This is a genomic window from Flavobacterium soyae, assembly GCF_021245985.1.
Taxonomy (GTDB): Bacteria; Bacteroidota; Bacteroidia; order Flavobacteriales; family Flavobacteriaceae; genus Flavobacterium; species Flavobacterium soyae.
In genome coordinates, this window is sequence record NZ_JAJQXA010000009.1 from 176,754 (window position 1) to 197,381 (window position 20,628).

General features: G+C 32.6%; 15 protein-coding genes and 1 tRNA gene. 13 read left to right on the plus strand and 3 right to left on the minus strand.

The window, feature by feature from the left end:
* The first annotated feature begins 173 nt into the window (after positions 1–173).
* The 13 genes from LUU93_RS13380 (at position 174) to LUU93_RS13440 (ending at position 10,849) form a co-directional block, all read left to right on the plus strand.
* Positions 174–623: a GatB/YqeY domain-containing protein gene (locus LUU93_RS13380; protein WP_232681634.1), complete on the plus strand. Its 450-nt coding sequence runs from the start codon at positions 174–176 to the stop codon at positions 621–623.
* Between the two features lie 68 nt (positions 624–691).
* Positions 692–765, plus strand: a tRNA-Arg gene (locus tag LUU93_RS13385).
* A gap of 328 nt (positions 766–1,093) precedes the next feature.
* Complete coding sequence (gene ribA / locus LUU93_RS13390; RefSeq protein WP_232681635.1) at positions 1,094–1,693, plus strand: GTP cyclohydrolase II; 600 nt, start codon at positions 1,094–1,096, stop codon at positions 1,691–1,693.
* Between the two features lie 10 nt (positions 1,694–1,703).
* Positions 1,704–2,402 (plus strand): CDP-alcohol phosphatidyltransferase family protein, encoded by a 699-nt coding sequence (locus tag LUU93_RS13395; protein ID WP_232681636.1) that lies wholly within the window; start codon positions 1,704–1,706, stop codon positions 2,400–2,402.
* Entirely contained in the window at positions 2,399–3,370 is a 972-nt protein-coding gene (locus LUU93_RS13400) for a glycosyltransferase (protein ID WP_232681637.1), read from the plus strand. Before LUU93_RS13395 ends, LUU93_RS13400 begins: the two co-directional genes overlap by 4 nt.
* Entirely contained in the window at positions 3,367–3,993 is a 627-nt protein-coding gene (locus LUU93_RS13405) for a methyltransferase family protein (RefSeq protein ID WP_232681639.1), read from the plus strand. Before LUU93_RS13400 ends, LUU93_RS13405 begins: the two co-directional genes overlap by 4 nt.
* A 9-nt stretch (positions 3,994–4,002) precedes the next feature.
* Positions 4,003–4,698, plus strand: coding sequence for a class I SAM-dependent methyltransferase (locus tag LUU93_RS13410; RefSeq protein WP_232681641.1), 696 nt, complete (start codon positions 4,003–4,005; stop codon positions 4,696–4,698).
* 1 nt (position 4,699) lies between these two features.
* Positions 4,700–5,473 (plus strand): class I SAM-dependent methyltransferase, encoded by a 774-nt coding sequence (locus LUU93_RS13415; RefSeq protein ID WP_232681643.1) that lies wholly within the window; start codon positions 4,700–4,702, stop codon positions 5,471–5,473.
* Positions 5,470–6,885 carry a lipopolysaccharide biosynthesis protein gene (locus LUU93_RS13420; RefSeq protein ID WP_232681645.1) on the plus strand — a complete coding sequence of 472 codons (1,416 nt, stop codon included), beginning with the start codon at positions 5,470–5,472 and terminating at the stop codon, positions 6,883–6,885. The genes LUU93_RS13415 and LUU93_RS13420 overlap by 4 nt, the downstream gene beginning before the upstream one ends.
* On the plus strand, positions 6,882–7,775 hold the full coding sequence (locus LUU93_RS13425; RefSeq protein ID WP_232681646.1) for a RibD family protein: 894 nt from the start codon (positions 6,882–6,884) through the stop codon (positions 7,773–7,775). Before LUU93_RS13420 ends, LUU93_RS13425 begins: the two co-directional genes overlap by 4 nt.
* Positions 7,776–7,778: 3 nt before the next feature.
* Entirely contained in the window at positions 7,779–8,726 is a 948-nt protein-coding gene (locus LUU93_RS13430; RefSeq protein WP_232681647.1) for an MDR/zinc-dependent alcohol dehydrogenase-like family protein, read from the plus strand.
* A 15-nt stretch (positions 8,727–8,741) separates the two neighbouring features.
* The gene (locus tag LUU93_RS13435; protein WP_232681648.1) at positions 8,742–9,116 is read left to right on the plus strand and encodes a 6-pyruvoyl trahydropterin synthase family protein; all 375 of its coding nucleotides are present in this window, start codon (positions 8,742–8,744) and stop codon (positions 9,114–9,116) included.
* Positions 9,117–9,154: 38 nt separating this feature from the next.
* A complete protein-coding gene (locus LUU93_RS13440; protein ID WP_232681649.1) occupies positions 9,155–10,849 on the plus strand; it encodes a sulfatase-like hydrolase/transferase in 1,695 nt (564 codons plus the stop codon).
* A 671-nt stretch (positions 10,850–11,520) separates the two neighbouring features.
* On the opposite strand, the gene LUU93_RS13445 is transcribed toward LUU93_RS13440, so the two are convergent.
* From LUU93_RS13445 to LUU93_RS13455, 3 genes are all read right to left on the minus strand, one after another.
* On the minus strand, positions 11,521–13,494 hold the full coding sequence (locus LUU93_RS13445; protein ID WP_232681650.1) for a KUP/HAK/KT family potassium transporter: 1,974 nt from the start codon (positions 13,492–13,494) through the stop codon (positions 11,521–11,523).
* Positions 13,495–13,777: 283 nt separating this feature from the next.
* Entirely contained in the window at positions 13,778–14,419 is a 642-nt protein-coding gene (locus tag LUU93_RS13450; RefSeq protein ID WP_232681651.1) for a porin family protein, read from the minus strand.
* A 60-nt stretch (positions 14,420–14,479) separates the two neighbouring features.
* Positions 14,480–20,608, minus strand: a complete 6,129-nt coding sequence (locus LUU93_RS13455) for a M4 family metallopeptidase (protein ID WP_232681652.1) — start codon at positions 20,606–20,608, stop codon at positions 14,480–14,482.
* Between the last annotated feature and the right edge of the window lie 20 nt (positions 20,609–20,628).

Below are 20,628 nucleotides of genomic sequence, written 5' to 3' on the forward strand. Positions count from 1 at the left end.
ATTGGATTTAATTTTCGGGTTATTTTTTTTATCTTCGCACAGAATTTAGAAATTTGACTTCTTAACTTAACTTTTAAAGTTAATTCTGTTGTCAGTTCGAGCGAAGTCGAGAACAAACTTTCATACAAATATCAATTTTATAAGCTTTTGCTTATTCAAATAAAAAATAAAAGATGAGTTTACAAACAAAAATAATGGACGAGATAAAAACGGCCATGAAAGCAAAAGATACAGTAGCATTAGAAGCATTAAGAGCGGTTAAATCTGAATTATTATTGGCATCAACAGCTTCTGGATCTAAAGAAGATTTAAACGAAGACGAAGAAATTAAATTACTTCAGAGATTAGTTAAAACACGTAAAGAAAGCGCAAGAATCTTTACAGAACAAAACCGTCCTGACTTAGCTGAACCAGAATTGGCTCAGGTTGCAGTAATCGAGAAGTTTTTACCAGCGCAGTTAAGTGAAGAAGAAGTAGAAGCAGTAATCGCAAAAATTATTGCTGAAACTGGAGCTTCAGGAATTGCTTCAATGGGAAAAGTTATGGGATTAGCTTCTGCTCAATTAGGCGGAACTGCTGAAGGGAAAACAATCTCAGCAATTGTAAAGAAACTTTTAGTTTAAAACATAATTTTAGAGTGTAGATTTCAATTAGCAATCTAAAATCTACACTCTGAAATCATAAATCAACTGACCGCGTAGTTCAACTGGATAGAATATCAGATTTCGGCTCTGAGGGTTGGGGGTTCGAACCCCTCCGCGGTCACAAACTCAAGATTCACATGGTGTGAACATTACACAAATAGTGTGTAATGTTCACGCCATTACGCATTTTTGGGGTAACAGCATTTTTTTATTTGTTGTTTTCAATAGCATTTTATTGCTTAACTACTCTTCGAAGGAACAAAGCAGACCTGATTGCCGCCGAACGTTTTGATCCGTAAACGCATCTATCTTAGAATTTTGGACTATGTAAAAGTATTTTTTTTAAATTTAGGTAGGGTAAAAGCAAAGTAGATTGTTTTATTGAGTTATATACTTTCGTTATCTAAACCTTTTTGGTTTATTTTAAATAAAAAATTAATCGTTGGCTTATGACTTTAAAGAATCAAGTTGAGGCGCAGCTGCCTACTGATTGGGGAATTTTTAAGATTATGGCGTATTCTGAGGATGCAGATGATTGGATGCCGCATATTGTTTTAGTGCATGAAAAGACTGATTTTAATAAACCGGTTGCAGTTCGTTTACACTCAGAATGTTTGACCGGAGATATTTTCCATTCTTTAAAATGTGAATGTGGTAAACAGCTGCATGTTGCTATGGATTATTTTAGCAGCAATGGTGGTATTTTGATTTATTTGCGTCAGGAAGGACGCAATATTGGAATTATTAATAAGCTTAAAGCATATAAACTTCAGGAGGAAGGTAAGGATACTGTAGAGGCTAATCTGGCACTTGGATTGTCAGCAGATGGACGCTCTTTTGATGAGGCTATAGCTATTTTGGAAGATTTGGGTGTGAAATCTATCGTGCTTTTGACAAATAATCCTGAAAAAATGAAGGCCTTTGAAGATTCCAATGTGGTATTGGTAGATTGTATTCCCATTGAGATAAAATCAACAAAAGAAAGTGAAAGTTACCTGCGTACAAAAAAAGATTTTTTCAAGCATTTTCTGAATTTGGATACTGTTTAATAATGGTATTTTGAACGTATATGTATTTGATTTTATGAAAAGAAAAGGATTTACGGTCGACTGGTTGTTTTATCACTCGGTTTTTATTTTGATTGGGTTGTTTATTGACGTGGTCAATGGGATCGTATGTTTTTCTCCTATCGCTGGTGCTTTGGTTTTTTCGATCTTTCTGACTAAAAACTGGTCTGGATTTACAGAAAAGAAATACTGGGGTGGTGTGCCTAATGTTGTGACATTATTTAGGCTGATACTGCTTTTTACGGCGCCATTTATCATGGATGATCGTTTAAATATAGCTGTTTTGGGTACTGCTTTTGTAATGCTGGATGGTCTTGATGGCTTTTTGGCGAGACGGCTTGATCAGATTACGCATTTTGGAGGGATGCTTGATATGGAAGCTGATGCTTTTTTCTGTTTGATGTTTTCGTTGTTGATCGGATTAGAACATCCAGAAATGCGATGGGTTTTGGCTGCAGGAGGTATGCGGTATTTTTATAAAATTATTACGACAGTATGGAATAGAAAAGTTTTTGCAGAGGAAAAACAGAAGTATGCCCGTTTTTTTGCAGGTTGTTATTTTGTTAGTCTGGTGTTGTTTTTTTATGTGGATTTTTCATTTGGGAAATATATTGCAGCGATTGGTAACGGGTTCGTTCTGTTTTCGTTTTTAATTTCGTTTTTACATTTTTTTAAAAAAGGAAGCGCGTGATTATTGTTTTAACATCTGACATTTGTAAAAAAATTAGCGGCGGAACAGTTTACAATACGAAGCTTTTTGAATTTTTAACAGCAAAAGGCCGCACGGCAGCAGTTGATGTTGTATCAGATATTAATGGATATGATTTTAGAGATGATGTATCCTATATAATTGATGGTATTTTGATTGATAAAAAACTGAATGTGACTAGATTAAAGGGCTTTAAGATTTGTTTTTTGATCCATCTTTGGCCTTCTGTAAATGGTTTGCAGGTTAATAATAGTTTAATTAAGGTTGAGAAGTCGATTTGTGAGACATTTATGACTTTAGTTACGGGAATGGGCTCATTAGATTATATAAATAATATCATACAGCCTGCAGCCAAAACATGCTGCTTAATTGAACCGGGTATTGATAGTGGTTGGAAGACGAAAGATAGCTTTAAAGAAAAACCACAGAAAATAGTTTATCTGGCTAATTTTATTGAAGGTAAGGGGCATACTAAACTTTTAGAGCTTGTTAAAAAGTTGAGATATTTAGATTTCAAGGTAGACTGTTTCGGCGAAATACTTTCAAAACCTTATTTTTTGGAGCTTGTAAGTGAAGTTGAACGTTGTGAATTAGTGAATATTACTTTTAATAATGCTGTACCGCACGAGCATATAAATGAATTGCTTTTAGAATATGATCTGATGCTGCATTTTTCGGATTATGAAAGTTATGGCATGGGGATTATGGAAGCACTTTGTGCACATTTACCTTGTATAATTACACCTACAGGTAATTTTAAAAAATATCAGTCTACTGGTATTCAAGGTGTTTTGAATTCATTTGATGTGAGTGAAATGACAGATACTGTAAAAGATGTTCTAAATTCTCCGGCCATGTATTTACAATTGATACAATCTGTAAAAGGGTTAAATATGCAAAGCTGGGAGACTAATTTTGAATTGTTTTTAAGTAAAATAGAAGAGCTATGATAATTTTTGCATTTGTGTTTGGGTATCTTAGTTTACTTGTTGAGCTGATATTTTTTCATGTGCCAAGTGTAGCAAATACACAGAATTTTTTCAAAAAAAATAATAATTACGAGGTTGATGAAAGTGAATATATTACTAAAATCTATAAATGGGCGATGTGGAAAAAAATTATGATTTTGGCGGTGCCGTTCTTTTTTATAAATATTTACTTTTTACTGCCTTTTTTATATTTTTTTCCGAATCTCCATGAAAATAAATGGCTGGTTTTTGAAACGAATAATTGGCTGATTATTATCGGTACACTTTGTGTAATTGCAGGCAGATTGATAACATTTGGCTCTATGTTATATATGCGAAAAGAAAATAAACAAATACAAAATAGTTTTAAACTGCATGTAAGCGGCATTTTTAATTATTCCCGAAATCCGGGATTAGATGGTATGTTTTTGTTTTTTACCGGATTTGGCATTTTGTTTCCAAGCTTTTTAATTTGGGGAGGATTGATATTATATTTCTTTTATATGCGATTTAGAGTAAAAATTGAAGAGGAATTTCTGAAGAAATTATTTAAGGAAGAATATTTGGATTATATTACTAGAACGAAACGTTTTTTATTATTTTAAATGGAAAAAATGATTGATAATCAGCAGCAAACTATTAAAACATGGTTTGATAAAACGTATTTAACAAGAGGTGAAATGTATCTTCGACCAAAAGAGGCGTATTATATTTTTGCTGAACTGCTTCAGATTAAACCTGATGCAAAGTTTCTCGATGTTGCTTGTGGATTGGGCAGAATGTTAGAAATAGGATTAGACTATAAAGCAGAATGCAGCGGTGTTGATATTTCTAGCGTGGCAGTAGAAAAAGCAAAATTGAAACTGCCGGATGCCGTAATTGTAGAAGCTAATGCCGAAGCTCTGCCTTTTGCTGATAACATGTTTGATTTTGTTACCTGTCTGGGATCTTTAGAACGAATGCTTGATAAAGATAAAGTGTTACAAGATATTAAAAGAGTTACAACTGCTGATTCCAGAATTTGTTTTATGGTAAGGAATTCTAATTCCTGGCGCTGGCTGTTTACTAAGAAACTTTTTTTTGCAGTTAATAAAAAAGGACATCAGGACGCAAAAAATTATCAGCAATGGAAAGCTTTATTTGAGCAGCAACAGCTTGAAATTGTAAGTTGTATTCCAGATCAATGGCCAATAATGCGTATATTACAGATTTTAACTTTTGGCAAATTTAATGGTTACAAAAACAAACAAAACAGTTTTACACCATTACAATATGCTAATGAATTTATTTTCATATTGAAAAAGAATTAACTTGAATACACCAACCGACATAACGCAATTATATAATGCTCTTTTTCAAATTGAAGCTAAACTAAAATCCGCAGGTGAATATCCAATTCATAAGCGGTTAGACTTTGGGGGAGCGTTTACTGATATTTATGAATTTTTGGTTTCGAAAATAGATATAAAAAATAAACATATCTTAGATGCTGGCTGCGGCGTGGGCTTTGGCAGCTTGCTTTTTGCAAAAAACAATGCTGCTAAAATCACCGGAATCAGTGTTAGTGATTTAGAAATAGAAAGTGCTGATCGCAATAAAAATAAATATCATTTTGACAATGTTGATTTTAAAGTCAGCAATTTTGAAAATACTGAATCTTGTAATTACGATTTAATTTTTTGTGTTGAATCACTTAAACATTCCTTAGACTTTGATAAAGATTTTAATGCATTATTAAATGGATTAAAGCCGAATGGTAAGTTAGTCATTGTTGATGATTTTTTTGAAGGTAAAATTACAACAGCAGCATGTGAGGCTTTTATGGACGATTGGAATTTAAACTTTTTATTTGCATTGTCTCATTTCTCTGGCATGCCGCATAAATTTACGCTAGAAATAGAAGATTTAACACATTTCATGCCTAAAAAATCTTTATTTAAAATCAACATGCAGCTTCTGTTTTTTAAATTATTAAAGCGTAAGTCAATGCTTAAAAAGCTTTTTAAAGGGGGATTGTTACTTGATAAATTGTATGCTAAAAAAGCAATGAAATATCAATTAATCATAATAGCAAAGCAAGAATGAAGCATACATTAATATATACGTTTTTAGGTATTCTGCCGCCAATTATTAGTTTTGTTTTATTGCCTGTGTTTTTAAAATACCTGACTACAAATGAGTATGCAATATTGTCAATATCCAATGCTTTTTTTGCAGTATTTTCTATAATTTTAAACTTAAAAGTAGATCAGGCGTTTAGACATATTTATTTTTTCGAACCGGATAATATGTCTAAACAGCTGGCATTGTTTAGGAGTTTGTTTAATTTTCAGATTATTATTTTTTGTTTCTGGACACTCGTTATGTATCTGTGCGGCGATCTGTTCTTTCATTTAGCTTTTAAAAACAATTTTTCGTTTTTTCCTTATACTTTTATAATGATGTTATCGCTGTTTGTCAGCATGTTAAATGGCTTCTATTTTCTCTATTTGCAGAATAAATTTGAAGCTAAGAAGTATAGCTTATATTTTATTGTCAATATTTTACTTACACCAACCTTGCAGTTATTATGTATAAAAATATTTAAATTAGGGTTTTTATGGTTTTTGTTTTCGTCGCTTTGTGCTAACCTGATTATGCTTTTGTTGATTATTTTTAATAACAGGCAGCTTTTTAAAATTGAATTTTCAAAACCAGTTATTAAAGAAGCACTTCTGTTTTCGTTACCATTTATTCCGTTTTTGATATTATATAATTTAGAAAATCAATTAGACAGATTTTTTATAGAGAAGTTTTTGACACTTGAAGATTTGGTGCGTTATTCAGTTTTGTTAAGCATTTCAAGTACTATTTTTATATTGTTTAATAGTCTGGATAATGCAATAAGACCGGAATTATTTTCGATACTTTCTAAAAAAATGGATGGTTTTGAATTGTTAATTCAGGAAAAAATGGATTTTTATCTTTTAATTGGTCTTATGGTATTAAGCTTTTTATCAGCTTTTGGCATAAATATTCATTGGTTTTTAAATCATCCAAAATACAATGGTATAAGTTTATATTTTCCGATAGTAGCCCTTGCATTTTTGCCGTTAATTTTATTGCGTTTTTTAGGACTGATTTTAATGTATGAAAACAAAATTAAAAAGATTAATTATTTTGCAGCTGGTAAAATAGTATTGATGGCAATTCTGTTTTATTTTTTAATACCTCTGCTGAAAATTAATGGTGCGCTAATGACGATTGGAATTTCAAATTTGTTGAATGTTTGTGTTTTTTACAAGATTATTCAAGCAAAAATACTTCCCGGTCGAAAGATATATTTTTATGTCAGCCTATTTGTATTATTAAATAGTGTGATATTATTTTTGGATAAATCAACACTTGCACCTACGATAGCTATTTTTCAATTTGGTCTTTTTGTTTTGATATTTCTGATGAAATATCAAAAAGAATTAAGAAAACAATGGCAACCATATAAAAATAATTTAACATGAAAGTTAAGCCTGCCTATTGGGATTTGTTATTAAATATAAAAGAAACCTATCAAAGCATTGATGTATCAACAGAAACGCTGAGCATTACTTATGAATATAATGTAATAAAAAGTACAGATTCATCTTTGTCAGAATATCTGGCAGTTATTTGTTTTTATCCTGATAAAGAAAAAGAAGCTTTTTTTAAAGTTTTATATAGTGAGACTTTTCCAAAACAGCTAAAAAATGTTTTTAACTTGTATTTGGACTATATATTAGTAAACAAACATTCTAAAATACCTTTCACCTGTGTTCACGTGGCACAAACTATTGATGGTAAAATTGCGACCATGTCCAGAAAATCCAAATGGATTGGCAATCAGGAAAACTTAATTCATAACCACCGAATAAGAGCACTGGTTGACGCAATACTTATTGGTGGTAATACATTTAGGATTGATAGACCGAAGCTGGATGTGAGGCATGTAAAAGGCAAGAACCCTATTAAAGCCATAATTGCAAATTCACCTTTGGAACTTGAAGATTTAACACCGGGCAAAACATACCTTTTTAGCTGTAAAAACTTGTCCTATAATCATATGCCTCCCAATGTAGAAGTAGTTAATATTAGTGATGGAACTGAGTGTATACCTATAAGATCATTATTAGAAGTTTTGAAACAAAATGGTGTACATTCTGTTCTTGTAGAAGGAGGAGCTTTAACGATTAGAAGATTTATTGAAGATAAAATGCTGTCAAGAATAGAATTTCATATTGCCCCAATGTTATTTGGTTCAGGTAAAAATGGAATTGAATTGCAGGAAATTCAAGATTTAAACGAGGCAATATGTTTAAATAATCCAAAGTATTATAATATAGGAAATGCTATCATGATAGTTTCAAATTTATAATTTATGAGAGTAAAGGCATTTTGGCATAACGATAAAAACACATCAGAAATAAAAACTGAACAGCTTAATTTTAGTAATATAAATCAAGCTGTTACAATGCACGCCAGGTATTCTTCAATAAGTATAGGTACAGAAAAACTCGTTGCTAACGGCGAAATACCCCTAGATCTTTATACTAAAATGAAAGTGAATTACATGGGAGGGAGTTTTGATTTTCCTATAAAATATGGCTATTCATTAGTGGGAGAAACTGATGACCATAGATGGGCGCATGTCATGCACCCGCATCAAGATCAAATTATTGTTAATGATGATGATTGTTATTTTTTCTCTCAGGAAGACATAGATCCTGTTGCCGCTACCCAGTTTTCTAATCTCGAAACCGTAATTAATGCCATTTGGACATCTAAAGTAAAACAAACAGATATTGTTTTAGTTTGTGGTACCGGAAGCGTTGGTATTTTATTGGCTCAAACAATAAAAAAATATATTGGAGCGACAGTATTTGTTCAGGAAATAAATCCGGTAAAAAAAGAAAAATTAAAAGACTTTGGGTTTGATTTATGTGCAGATAACCTCGAATATGATATTACATTTAATGTGTCAGCCAATCAAAAAGGGTTGCAATATTGTATCGATCATACAGTTGAAGAAGGTAAAATAATAGAGTTAAGCTGGTACGGAAACAACCCTGTTTTGCTGCAATTAGGTGGAAATTTTCATTATAAAAGACTGCAGATTATTAGTTCGCAGGTATCTTCAATACCACATGAGAAAAAAGAGGTTTATAACTTTTTGACTCGAAAACAATTAGTAGAACATTTATTAAAAACTATTGATTATAAGGTTTTTATATCGAACACAATTCTCTTCGATGAACTCCCTCTTTATTTTGATCAAATTAGAAAAAACAAACCTAATGAAGACTTCATAACTATAGTAAAATATTAACCCAAACATAAAAATATGTATTTTGTAAAAATTAGAGAAAGCATGATGATTGCCCATTCCTTAAAACATCCTTTTTTTGGACCGGCACAAAATGTTCATGGAGCAACGTTTGTAGTAGACGTAACATTTAAAACCACAAGCCTTGACAAACATAATGTTGTAATTGATATTGGCTTGGCGCATAAAGTAGTAAAAGAGATATTGTCAAAACTTGATTATCAAAATTTAGATGATTTGGATATTTTTAAAGGTAAACTTACCACCACAGAGTTTATAGCCCGATATGTCTATGATGAAGTCAGTTTAAATGTAAAATCTTATTTTGAAGGTAAAATCAGCGTTTCAATAAAAGAAAACCCCAATGCCTGGGCTGGCTTTGAAGAGAATTAATACAACGACAGGCCTTAAAAGTCATAATAAACAATAATATGATCGCAGTTACTATTTATTTATTCCTTAATTTTTTGCTATTTGTTCCTTTGTATTTTTTCAATAAAGAAACTTCTACCTTTTTGCCTATAGATCAAATTTTCGGGCAAAAAAGCTTGCGATTAGCAAGGGCAGCATTATTTGGACGAATGAATAAAGACATATTTCGACTAAACATAGAGTTCGCAATAGTTATACTTTTATTGTCAATATTGAAAAATTATATTAATTTTCAATATGTAGCTGTTCCATATCAAATATATTACATACTTACCTTAATTGTGTTTTACTATCACTATAGTATTTATGGTATTTACAACACTTTTCCTGCGATTAGTTCTGATTTTAAGCTCATTATAGAAGGTTTAAAAATTGCATGGGCCGGCTATAAAAAACAATTACTACTTGGTATTGGTGTTTTTTTAATTTTATTAGTTCTTATTATTAAGTTAAACACCATAATGCTTGCACAAATTCAAAATACGAATGTCATAATATTACAGATACTCGCATCGATTATTGTATTCATACCACTTAGACACTTTTTTTTTCGCCGTATAAACTATATTTATTTGCAGACAGAGGGCGGTTTTGAACACTATTCAGGTATGGGAATTCAGGCTCTTTCATTTTTAATTAGTTCTAATGTCTTTTTTAGTAAAAAAGCAAAGAACGAGATAGCTTTAATACCTCAGATTTATAACAAAACTCAGCTTATATTATCGAAAGATCAAACACTAAAGCAAAGCCCTAATATTTATTTTATAGCCCTGGAATCCTACGGAGCCATTTTATACGAAAACGAAGCCTATACCCAGCCGTACATTCAACTATTGGAAACCATGGACCAAAAAATTCAAAGTGACCAATGGCACGCGGCAAGTTTCTTATCAAATTCACCTGTAAGCGGTGGCGGCTCATGGATGGCATTTTTTTCCGTTCTCAAAGGCATACAAATAAAAACAGATTCCCTTTACCGTAAATTAGCCCAGCTAAGGGATAAATATCCTGTGCAATCCGTTTTCACGGTATTAAGAAAATTTCAATACAACACTTTCCTGGTTTCAGGAATTGGAGGGTTTGAAAATTTAAAAGTGCCATGGAAAGAAATTTTAGAATTTGCAGATGTACAAGATGTCGTTACCCACAAAGATCTCAATTATACAGGTCCGTCGTTTATTTTTGAGTCAGCACCAGATCAGTACTTTCTCAATCGGTCAATTCAAATTATGAAAGAAAAAAACCAGGGTAAGCCTCTCTCTTTTTTTGTAGAAACTCTCAATTCTCATTACGATTTTTATACCCCCACAGTACTCCTGGATCAATGGGAAGATTGTAATACCACTTCTTTAGAACATTATAAACCAACTGATCCAAAAAACAATAATAAAGAGAATTACTTTGAAGCCATTAAATATCAATTAATGACCATTGAAAACTTAATTTTAAACGAGTCGCAGGATACTATTTTTGTCATTTTCGGAGATCACCAGCCGCCGATGATAACAACTGATCAAAACTCGTTCAAAACCCCTGTACATATCATTTCAAAAAACAAAGATTTTATTACATTATGGCATCAAAAAGAATTTTCAAAGAGCCTCGTCATCGACACTGAGAAAACACCAATCGTCCATCATCACGAATTAAAAAACTTATTTCTAGAATGTTTTTTGAAGCAATATTCAGTATAAGGCCATGTGATTTCGGTAGATATAGTATCAATTAGATGTTTATAGATGATAAAAACAAAAACCTATTTCGTAACGAAATAGGTTTTTTCATGTCTTTTTTAGATTCTATAAAAATTTTAAAAGGAAGAATAATTGTATCTTACTTAGGATCTTCAAATCTTCAAATCTTCAAATAAATGGTTCGAACTCTGTAACCATCACGGGTGCAAAAAAAGTAAAAAGCCCGTAAAATATTGATTTCACAGTTTTTCTCCATACTACTTACATTCTGAATGTTTAGCGTATGCGGAGAGACGTTCAAATTAATTGCTTAGACCTATGATGTTATAGGCTCGCAATTTTTAAAATAGATGCAAAAAATAGTATAATAGTATAAGAAATAATTAACAAATGGGCAGATTTTAATTTCTTTCCCTTCCAGGTTAAATTTGTGCTGCCTTTTTTACTACCCCGAATGTCTTTTTTCTCTAGCTGATTCATAATGATTTAGGTTTTTCAGGATAATAACAAACATAGTACCTTTAATTTGCTTGTATTCTAAATAACTCATTATCAATGGTTTATTTTTTCGGATAATTTTCTGTTACCAAATAAATACTATCAAAATGATAATATGTTTCTCAAAATGAATGGTTTAAGAGGAAAGACTAAATTAATTTTCGATATAATCCTCAGATATTTGCTGGATGCTTTGTGGAAGATTTTCTTTTTAATTTAGAACCTTTATGAAGAGTTACAACTAATGGATATTTTTCTATTATAAGATTACTTTGATCCAAACCAAAATTAATTTCTTCTTTTACTGCCAAATATTTTAAATTGTAGTAGCTTTTCATAATAAAATTTTTCCAAAACGGCATATTGTTATCATAAGACAAAAAGCTGTCCCTTACAACAAATTTAAAATCTCCTATAGAGGAAGAGTGTTTGTATTTGAACTCATTACTTTCCTGAAGATTAACTTCTTTATTTTTAATCATTTCTTTTACCACTTCTCTAAAGAATAAATCAAGCCGTGGTTCTTCGCGAAATCCTAAATCAAAGTTTATAAAGTATATATCATCTTTTACAATTGTATCAATCTCATAATTTACTCCATAAGGTTCGTCCAGAACATTGACATGAACAAACCAATAATTGTCTGCGCGTTTTGGAGTACCATAATTAAATATAGAATTTATTAAGTTTTTCTCCAGTTTGTGCAGGCTTTTTGAATAGGTGAGAAATACAATATTAGTTGCATATTTTGGGATACTGGTATCTGTGCTTAATTGTTGGAGTGAAGGGAGATAATTTGCTATATCTGTGAACTCCATGAGTGCAGATTTTGTATTCTGGCCTTTCCACCAAATGTACATAATTATGAAAAGCGTAAATCCAATAACTAACGTAATCCATCCGCCTTCACCAATTTTTTGAAGATTGGCAATAAGAAAACTAAATTCGATGCAGACAAAGAGTGAAGTAATGAGTATTACCCAGACTATCGGTACTCTTTTAGCGCGTAAGTAATAATAAATTAGTAGGGTGCTCATAATCATGGTAAGCGTTACACTTAATCCAAATGCAGCTTCCATTTTGGTGCTTTCCTTAAAATGGAGCACCATAAAAACACAACCGATCATTAAAAGCCAGTTTATGGCAGGAATATAAAGCTGTCCTTTAATGTTTCCTGGAAATAACACTTTATGCCTTGGCCATAAACCAAGACGAATAGCTTCATTAATCAAAGTAAAGCAGCCGCTGATCAGGGCTTGTGAGGCAATAATAGTAGCGGCTGTAGCAATAATCAATGAAAGCCAGAATATTTCCTGAGGAACGATATGATAAAATGGACTAACATTGCCAATAGTTTCTCCTACATGCCCCATAAGCCATGCGGTTTGTCCGGCATAACATAAAATAAGTGCTATTTTTATAAAAACCCAGCTGATACGTATGTTGTTTCTGCCGCAATGCCCCATATCACTATAAAGTGCTTCTGCTCCGGTAGTACATAAAAAGATGCTTCCTAAAAGCCAAAAACCTTTTGGTTCAAGAACTAACATTTTATATGCATAATATGGGTTTAGAGCTTTTAATACAGCAAAATTTTCACTTAAGGAAATGGCTCCGATTACGGCAATAAAACCAAACCAAACTACCATTGCAGGCCCAAAAACTTTACCAATTTTATCTGTACCAAATTGCTGGAATATAAAGAGACCAATTAAAATTCCAATAATTACAGGTACGGTATTAAAGCCGGGAATAACATTCTGTACTCCCTCAATAGCCGATGCAACAGATATTGGAGGAGTAATAATACCATCAGCCATTAAGAATGCACCTCCGGCCATAGCAGGAAAAATAAGCCATTTTCCCCAGTATCTTCTTATTAGAGCATATAGAGATAAAATACCTCCTTCACCATTATTATCTGCCTGCAGTGTTATAATGACATATTTTAGGGTTGTCTGAAAAAAAAGGGTCCAAAAAATACAGCTTAAACTCCCGAGAGCTATGCTTTCAGTAATGATACGGTTATGAAAAACGGCATTGAGTGTATATAGGGGTGAGGTTCCAATGTCTCCAAAGACAATTCCTATAGCAATAAGTGAACCTGCGAAGGTTATTCTTTGGTGAAAAGTGGCTGTATTGTGCATTGATGGTTTTTATTCAAAAATAATAATTTTAACTAAAAACATTGAACTTTAATTAAATAATATAAAGACTTGCTGTTAAAAATAATAGTTATATTGCAAATTCAGGTGATAATTGATCACTCATTTCCAATAAAAAGTGATTAAACATGTACATACATAAACTCGCACCAGTAGTGCGAGTTTTTAATTAAGAAATTTGGATTTAGTTTGTTTAAATCTAATGACATATATTGAAAATCAAGTGTTTTTCTTTTCATACCACCTCTGAGAGTTTGCTTATATTTTATTTAAAAAAATACCCAATCGTTATTTGAAAAACCCTATTTTTCATATCATTGTTTATGAAACGATTAACATCACTTTCTTTAAAAACATTCGAATACGAAATATTATATCTTAAGTCAGTATAAAATTTATCTTTGAATTGATAACCTAATCCAAAATTTACTGAGGTATCTATACCGCTTGAATAATTAAGCAAATCAAAACTATCCTTGTTTTGATACCCTAAAAAATTATCCTCGTACTTGTTTTTAGCATTAAAAAGAATTCCTATTTGAGGTCCGGCTTGCAGACTTAATCCGTTTAGTACAAAATATTTTAGCATAACCGGAATGTTTAAGTAATTCAATTCGATAGTACCTTTATAGTTTGAATTTATTACATCTTCATCAGAAAAAGAATGCTTGGTTCCCTGCTGGCTGTACAGCAATTCTGGCTGAAGCGAAATTCTTTTCGTAAGCGGAATTTCGACCATTGCGCCTGCTGTAAATCCGGTTTTGGCTGATGAATTTAATTCGCTTTCATCACAAGTCAGACTTGAAATATTTAAACCTGCTTTTAAACCCACTTTAATTTTTTGATCTTGAGCTATAGCTGCGGCGCACAAAAACAGTGCGCTTAAAATTAGCATTGATTTTTTCATTGCATTTTGTTTTTTAGATAGGCAGCTCTAAAATAGTAGAGCTGCCACTCTGCATTATTTTTATTTTTTAATAATCTTGGCGGTATATTTTTTGCCTTGTACACTGCACTCTAAAACATAAACTCCGTGGCTTAGTGCGCTCACATTTATGTTAGAAGGAATATTCGCATATGCTTTACTAAACACAGTTTTACCATCTGTGGTGTAAATTTTGATTTGTGTTTCTCCTTCAGCCTTATCTGCTAAAAAGATATTTAGGTTATCTATAACAGGATTAGGAAATGCTCTAAACGTTTTTGTTATTTTGCCCAGCATCATACCTTTTGAATCAAATGGTGCTGATATTGTACTGCTGCAGCCGTTCGTATTAGTAATTTGCAGGCTGTAATTTCCTTCCCAAATTGTAATAATTGATTTTTGGGTTGCATTTGGTATTGGTCTGTCGTTCAAATACCATTGGTATGAAGCTGCTTCGACTGAAGCGGTTAGTTTTTTTTCACCCACAACCATAATTTCTGGTATAATATTGTTTTCGAGAACAGAAATAGTAGTATTGAATATTTTACCAATACCATTTTCATTGTAAACCGTTACATAATAATTACCGCTTTCTGTTGTAGTATATGTAGGTTCTGTTGAGCCGTCAAACCATTCGTATGATTTGTAATTTCCTGGAGATAAAACAACTTCTGGACCGCATACATTACCACTTACTAATTCAGATTCAAAAGTGTCGAATACTGCAGTTATGGTTCCTGTCAAGGTACATCCGTTTTCCATTACGGCGGTTACAGTATAATCTCCTGCTTTACTTATTTCTATACCGTTTGTGGTTTCTCCTGTGCTCCATTGATAAGAAAGGACATCTAATTTCTTACTGTTAAAATTAATTCCTGAATCAATGTATAAGCTTTTACCTGCGTACCCATATATAACGGGGTTGTCAAATATTTTAAAATCTGATGATACTTCCTGATAGATATAATTCTTTACTTCATTATTGTACTGAATAAGGTCATTCTCTAATTTTGCTATAACATTAAAAACGTGAGAATTGCCGCTTGTATCGAGCTTAGGCTGTTTTTTGAAAATATATTCTATACTTTGACCAACCGGAATTGCAACGTTAATAGATTCTGAAATGGCTTCATCTGTATTAGCATATTCTAAATCTAATTGAATAGCGTTTTCTTTTATTGCAATTTGTCCCTCGTTAGTCAGCTTAACTTTAAATTCAGACCCGCCGCAAATATCCCTAGGTGACAGAATTTGAACAGATACATCTAAAAGAGGGTCGTTAATTACTTTTAAGTCATCAAAAACCATATAAGAATATCCGGCTGCTTTAGCATGTCTAAATCTAAACATTACAGATTTTCCCGCATATTTATGTAAGTTCACAGTTCCTTTTTGCCACTCCATATCAGCATAAATTCCTTGTTTAGTAATTCTCCATATTTCCTGCCATTCACCTCCAGTTGTTTTAATATCAACAATAAGTGCATTGTGATAATTACTTTGCATAGCATAATAAAATTCTAAAGCTGTTGCTTTGTCAGATAAGGTATATAATGGCGTTATCAATTCTCCATAAGTCGAATAATTTTCTAACTGATTATATAGCATAGTTGCAGCAGCATCGCCGGTATGGTCTTTTTTAGGGAGTGATAAATAGGTGTTATCAGGCTGAACAACTGCTCGCCACGGATAATTTTCATCACTTTGATTAGAAACAAATCCTTTTGATCCAAACAGGCTGCCTTGAGATACATTAGAAAAAGGTTCAAAATCTAAATTTGGTGTTTTTGCGATAACTTGAAACGCTTGTGTAAGACTTTCTGCTTTTTCTTTTGTTTGCCCGTTTCCAAATAATTTTACCGTAATCTCATAATTTCCTGCCGGCAGTTCTGGCAGACCATTTATTTGATAAGCAATTGTTTGATATTGCAATAAATTAGCATTTCTTTCTGATACAATTGGTTCTCCTATCGCTTTACCATTTTGTGTAATCTGGTATTCGATAGTAATTTTATCAACTACATTGTAAAATAAATTTTTGGCACTTATAAAAAATTGGTGCGACGGTACATCTTGATATACGTTTTCTGCCACGCTTAAGTTAGACAACTGCAAATATTCGGCTTTATCCTTAATTTGAATATTATCTACAGCAAAACCGCTGGCAAACAATCCATTGTCATCATGCTGAAATGCTACAAGAACACAAGGATTTCCTGCATACGCACTTAAATCTACCTGATATTCTATCCAATTATTGATATAAGGCATTTGAAATATAGTTTTCCAATTTTTACCTCCATCTGTACTTACTTTTACATATCCATCAGAAAGTCCTGCACCATCACCAAAACCATCAAATGTTAAATGTGCTTCTTTATAATTGCTTAAGTCAAACACAGGAGAAATCAACATATCGTTTGATGAGTCACAATTACATTTATCGTCATTGCTGGCCATAAAATATGTATGCTCTTTGATACGCCATCCCGGAGAATCTAGATCAGTATTTGTTCCATGTTTCCAGCCGCCGCCGTTTTTGTTCTCAGAAGTTCTCCATCCTTTGTATTTAGAAGCATCTTCAAAATCCATTATGTACGGAAGAACAGATACTTTCATATCGGCATTACTCCAATTATCATAATCAAAAGTAGTCGTGTTATTATCCGGTTTAATGTCCTTACTCTCGGGATCAGGAAAAACAGAAACTGAAATGGTATTTTGTCCTATATTTTTCAAATTAATATTTGGCATAGAGTAGGTTATCGTATCTCTGAATTTAGCAAAAACTAATTTGGCTTTTTCAGTTTTAGAAAAGACTTCTTTTTGTTCACTATCCAATATTTTTACAGTAACATTTACCAGTTCATTTGTTGTTGCAAAATTATTAATGATTTGAGCTTTTATAGTAGCATTATCATTGGTAATAGTACAAGTTCCGGCATCTATGTTTGCAGTAATAAGTTCTAAATCATAAGGGGCATTACCTACAAAAATGTTATCTATAAATGCCCCTAAAAAGCCATCGTAATAATCATCTGTAACTACACGAAAACGAATTGCCCCTTTTTTACCGGCAAGTTCATTTAAATGTACTCTTATTGGTGCTTTTTTAAAGTCATTGTTTATTCCTGTAAACCAAGGCCCAGATAGTAAATTGTTGAGATGTATTGTTTCTGGATAATCTATACCAGTAACTTTTTGCCAGTTTTTGTTGTCTTCAGAATACTCTACAATTAACCCGTCATATCCTTTGTGAAATAGTGAAATTATATCAAACTCAACATACGGAAAAGTGACATTGGTAAAATCAAACATTGGCGATTGTAATGTAAAATCAGCATTAAGGCCCATTCTCTCTCCATAATTAGCAAGATTAACAGTTACCCATAAATATTTTGAGTTGGTATCTCTAAATGAATATGGAGTTGGCTGCCATATAAATTTTTGATTGGTAAGTATCGATTTTGAATACCATCCGCCAGGAGTTCCCTCAAAGCCTTCATGATATGGAAATGCAGTTACCATACCGCTGTATACTGCATTAATTATGCTGTTATTTGTTGTTACGGGATCTAGGCTGTATGTTACAAAAGCTTCATAAGTATGCACGCCTGCTGCAGATAAATCGATGGTTCCATCAAAAGGAATTGTCATTTCTGAGTTCATTTTTAGAGCTGTTTCCAGCGTGATCTCTTTCCAGATTATTTCATTTGGCTGAAGTGTGTTATGATATCCTATTTTTAGTGGAGAACCTGCAGGTATGTCCTTACAGCCCAAATTATAGATAGTAATAGCTAACGGATGGCTTGCTGAAAGTGCTGATCCTGAGGATTCTGTTAGATTTAGTCCTGTCACTTTAAGATCAAAATCCTTTTGACCGGGAGGAACTTTTAAATCCGTAACAAAAGAAACCCCATTTTTTAGACCAAACTCCTCAATAGGTTTAAAGTCAAGTTTAACTTCGATATAATTTACAGTTGTTGCGCTTACTTCGTACGGAAGCTGATCCTGTATTTTTATAATCGTTTCTTCACCTATACCCAGATCTTTATCAAAACTAATGGTACTGTCATTAGTATAAAGAGATTTAAATCTGCCCCCAAAAGATTGTATCATTAATCTTAATTTATAATTCAGACTTTCATTTGCTTTAATGACAACAGATCCGGTATTTTTAATTGTAATATAAAATGGCTCATCACCTTTTAATGGACCGCAGCTAGCAGCAGGCTTTTGAACAGAAACCAGTGTTATTTGTTTTTCTGTAAATGGAGCTCCAACACCAACTGCGTACCATGCATTAGTAACTTGTTTGTATTCTTCAGAACTTAATCCGTATAAATCTTCTACAACCATTAAAGTTGCCTGACGCATATCGTTAAAGTTTGAAGAAGGAGATAAGTATTCGGTAAGTGTTAAATAAGCAATTTTTTCTGCCTTAGCAAGACCAATAGCTTTTATATCATAACTATTATTAAGGTCGTTTACCCCTTGACCACCTTCACTTAAAAGATAAAACCAGTAATTTGTAATACCACTGTTAATGTGTACGCCTCCATTATCTAGGACAATGTTAAATGGATCTGCCCAATTTTCCCCTCCATAAGTGTCAGGCTGTCCTTGCGCTTTTGGGTTCGACATATTTCGCATGCTTCCATGTTTATACATTTCATTGCCCAGCATCCAAATGTTTTCTTTAGTATCTTTTCCAGCATAAAATTCAACAGACACACCAAAAATATCGCTGAAAGATTCATTTATAGCACCCGATTCTCCTTGATAAATTAAACCTGCAGAAAATTGTGTTACAGCATGTGTCAGCTCATGAGCAGTAATACCCAGACCAACAAAAGGTGAGTTATTGTTTCCGTCTCCAAATTGTGCCCAGCCGCCTGTCCATGAAGCATTGTCGACATTAGTACCCAAATGTGCAAGACCAATAACTTCCATTCCGTTGTTATCAACACTATTTCGGTTAAACTTTTCAGCATAATAATCAATGGTTTTTTGCATACCCCAATGAATATCTATAGCCGCTTCGTCATGATTTTTATTGTAGAGTTCGTTCCAGATATTATCTTCATCAATAAACTCAGTAATTACTTCATCTGATGCACGGTTGGCATGATTCATATTTAAAGTAAAAATGGGAACTTTATATTTTCCTTGAATTGCTTCTAGTCTGTAACCATCAGAATATTGTTTCGTATTAAAAGTCACATCTCCGGCATATCTTGCCCTTCCTTTACCAGGGCTTTGTCCCGGAATATTAACATCACGGTTTAAATCTAAAGTCAATATTGTTTTTCCTGAATTGGCATCTACATAGATAGTCTGGCTCGACTGTGGATTAGTTGCATAAATATCAAATTTCCATGCCAGATGATATTTTGTTAATTGAGAAGAAAATTCAGGACCAACATACACGAGTTCCCCCTTTGGTTTTGTGCTTATTTTTTTACTAAGTAAAGAACCTAATTTTGTACTCTCCCAAATATATTGTGTGGCATTTACGGTTTTAAGAGCATTTTGTAAAGCTGTTGCTGCACTTATTTTATAATTGCTGTTTGCTGGCAATTTTTTAGCAGCAGAACCAAAGGCTTCAATTTTAGTTTTATTTTCCCTAACCTTATAAATCGCTCCTTCAACCGGGATTGAGTTGTGCAGCTGCTGATAAGTAGCAAGGGTTCTGCCATGATTATCAGAAATTGATTTTAACTGCATTTTATCGGCTCCAGTTAAATCAAAGTCTCCCTTTTTAACTTCAAATATATTTTTTGCAGTTAAATTGGAGGATTTGGCAAATGATTTAACTTTTGTACTGACTGAATCTTGCGTTTTGCCAGCAGAAGGGGCAGCAAGTTTTTTTTCAAATAATTTTTGGCTTTGTTGTACTTGTTTTTTGATTGATTCGCTTTCTGCTGCAGAAAGTTCAATACCTTTTATATTTTCATCTTTTTGAGCAAAGAGATTATCTGCATCATTGTCCGGGCCTGAATTCGATTTTTTGTCACTTTTTTTTTCTGTATTGTTTGTAACAGACATTGCTGCAGTGCTTGTACTGCTTTTATTTGTATTTTGAAAAATTGACTGTGCCGTCCCTACAGAACAGGTAAAAAAACTTAACAAAATAAACAAATACTTGATTTTTAAGTAAATGTGGTTCATTTCTTTTAAATTTAAATTAA

Bases quoted from the DNA above. Each gene is read 5' to 3' on its own strand.
- LUU93_RS13430 (WP_232681647.1), top strand. From the start codon at position 7,779: ATGAGAGTAAAGGCATTTTGGCATAACGATAAAAACACATCAGAAATA.
- ribA (WP_232681635.1), top strand. From the start codon at position 1,094: ATGACTTTAAAGAATCAAGTTGAGGCGCAGCTGCCTACTGATTGGGGA.
- LUU93_RS13410 (WP_232681641.1), top strand. From the start codon at position 4,003: ATGATTGATAATCAGCAGCAAACTATTAAAACATGGTTTGATAAAACG.
- LUU93_RS13445 (WP_232681650.1), bottom strand. From the start codon at position 13,494: ATGCACAATACAGCCACTTTTCACCAAAGAATAACCTTCGCAGGTTCA.
- LUU93_RS13405 (WP_232681639.1), top strand. From the start codon at position 3,367: ATGATAATTTTTGCATTTGTGTTTGGGTATCTTAGTTTACTTGTTGAG.
- LUU93_RS13420 (WP_232681645.1), top strand. From the start codon at position 5,470: ATGAAGCATACATTAATATATACGTTTTTAGGTATTCTGCCGCCAATT.
- LUU93_RS13435 (WP_232681648.1), top strand. From the start codon at position 8,742: ATGTATTTTGTAAAAATTAGAGAAAGCATGATGATTGCCCATTCCTTA.
- LUU93_RS13425 (WP_232681646.1), top strand. From the start codon at position 6,882: ATGAAAGTTAAGCCTGCCTATTGGGATTTGTTATTAAATATAAAAGAA.
- LUU93_RS13455 (WP_232681652.1), bottom strand. From the start codon at position 20,608: ATGAACCACATTTACTTAAAAATCAAGTATTTGTTTATTTTGTTAAGT.
- LUU93_RS13450 (WP_232681651.1), bottom strand. From the start codon at position 14,419: ATGAAAAAATCAATGCTAATTTTAAGCGCACTGTTTTTGTGCGCCGCA.
- LUU93_RS13380 (WP_232681634.1), top strand. From the start codon at position 174: ATGAGTTTACAAACAAAAATAATGGACGAGATAAAAACGGCCATGAAA.
- LUU93_RS13440 (WP_232681649.1), top strand. From the start codon at position 9,155: ATGATCGCAGTTACTATTTATTTATTCCTTAATTTTTTGCTATTTGTT.